General features: G+C 57.6%; 1 protein-coding gene. It reads right to left on the reverse strand.

Annotated features, from left to right (window positions below; genetic code table 11):
* Nucleotides 1-545, reverse strand: a 545-nt coding sequence (locus HEN33_RS25380; RefSeq protein WP_183083537.1) for a tape measure protein, incomplete at both ends; no start/stop codon positions are given.

The raw sequence follows: 545 nt of genomic DNA on the forward strand, positions 1-545 counted from the left end.
ACCCCGACGGCAACCAGCGCCCCCGCGGCTGTTGCCACATTATCAATATTACCGGCAACACCGTTCAGCACGCCGGAGAGCGTTTTCGTCGCTCCGCTGGCTTCATTCGCGCCACCCACCCAGGCCATAAAGGCGTTTTCCACCTTTGTGATCCCGTCAGAGACCGTTTCCGGCATGGCGGCATATTCATCACGCAATACCCCCAGCTGGCTGATTAACGCAGGAACGACTTTATCCGCCGTCAGTTTGCCGTCGTCCGCCATCGCCTTAAGGTCTTTACGGGCCACGCCCATACCCGCAGCCAGTGCACGTATGATCCGGTCTCCGCTTTCATTGACCGAATTAAATTCCTCACCTCGTAACACACCCTGTGCCAGCGCCTGGCTGAACTGGGTGATCACCGAGCCCGCCTCTGCCGTACTGGCACCGGATATTTTCAGCCCTGTCGAAATGGCCTCCGTCACCTTCAGCACATCATCAGCACTGTAACCATATTCACGCATCGAGGCAGCCGAACGGGCAAACAGGGCCGCATTATCCGAAAA

This window comes from Escherichia sp. 94.0001 (assembly GCF_013369155.2).
In the GTDB taxonomy this organism is placed as follows: Bacteria; Pseudomonadota; Gammaproteobacteria; order Enterobacterales; family Enterobacteriaceae; genus Escherichia; species Escherichia coli_F.